Below are 1,037 nucleotides of genomic sequence, written 5' to 3' on the forward strand. Positions count from 1 at the left end.
TTATATAAGTGTTTGTATGATTTTTGTGTTGTTGTTTGATTTCTCATTTTGAACATTGTTTGTTAAGCCTATCGACTGTATCGATAGGGGGTATTTTTCGTTGAATGTAAGTATTAATTAGAATGAGCAAGCTTTTGTAAATCGACCTTAAAGGAAGTTAAAATGATTACCAAACTATATGTAAAAACAAGCTTGTTTTTATCACAATTTAAAAATGACCAACGCGGTGTAACTGCAATTGAGTATGGATTGATTGGTGTAGCTATGGCTGTAGCGTTGAGCGTCGCGCTAAGCACTTCGGGCTCTGACGGATTTATCAATGAGCTAAAACTGGCTTTTACTAAGATTGGTGACACGATCGAAACGTCTACAAAGTAATCATCAATACTTGCATTATCCTTAAGTGGATTATTGTAGACAATATCTCTAGATATCTACGCCAGACCTATGAGCTTCATTGGTCTGGCGCAAGTTATTAAGTATATCTAGTGTGTATCGGTTGATGTAGAACTTACTAAATAAAACAAAAATAATAGTTCGAGTAATATAATGTATTTATTGGTATTGGCAATAATGTGTTTAGTTGTCACTATTACTGACTTTCGTTACAGAACAATACACAACTCCATATTGTTTATATTACTCTTAGTACAGTTGTTTTTGTCGCCGATAGATATTCATATAACGACCTTTTTGTTGGTTTTAACTATGGGGCTGTTAATTTATGCGCTTATATGGATTGGCGCCGGTGATATTAAATACGCTGCTATTTTGTCACTGACGATTCCGCTTAATCTTCTACCTTGGGCATATGTTATTACGGGCTTTGTTGGGGGGATTATTGCTGTAATCTACTGGTTAAGCCAAAAATTATTAAGCAACTCATGTCATAGCCAAGAAGGTATCCCTTATGGGATAGCAATTAGTGTCGGATTTTATTTAGTCATTTTTACACAAAGTGCGCTGCATATTTAAATCTCGAAGAGTGGGAAAATTATGAGATCTCGACTGGTATTACTGGCTTTGTTGCCGAATTC

Annotated in this window: 2 protein-coding genes; both read left to right on the forward strand. The window is 35.2% G+C overall.

The annotated features are described in order from the left end of the window. The first annotated feature begins 162 nt into the window (after nt 1–162). Nucleotides 163–378 (forward strand): Flp family type IVb pilin, encoded by a 216-nt coding sequence (locus tag HW45_RS23800; protein ID WP_038230322.1) that lies wholly within the window; start codon nt 163–165, stop codon nt 376–378. Nucleotides 379–549: 171 nt separating this feature from the next. Further along, nucleotides 550–975 carry an A24 family peptidase gene (locus HW45_RS23805; protein WP_038230324.1) on the forward strand — a complete coding sequence of 142 codons (426 nt, stop codon included), beginning with the start codon at nt 550–552 and terminating at the stop codon, nt 973–975. Nucleotides 976–1,037 lie beyond the last annotated feature (62 nt).

The organism is Vibrio sp. ER1A (assembly GCF_000733315.1).
In the GTDB taxonomy this organism is placed as follows: Bacteria; Pseudomonadota; Gammaproteobacteria; order Enterobacterales; family Vibrionaceae; genus Vibrio; species Vibrio mediterranei.

What these genes read in the sequence shown, in the direction of transcription:
- HW45_RS23800 (WP_038230322.1), top strand. Translation starts at nt 163, where the DNA reads ATGATTACCAAACTATATGTAAAAACAAGCTTGTTTTTATCACAATTT.
- HW45_RS23805 (WP_038230324.1), top strand. Translation starts at nt 550, where the DNA reads ATGTATTTATTGGTATTGGCAATAATGTGTTTAGTTGTCACTATTACT.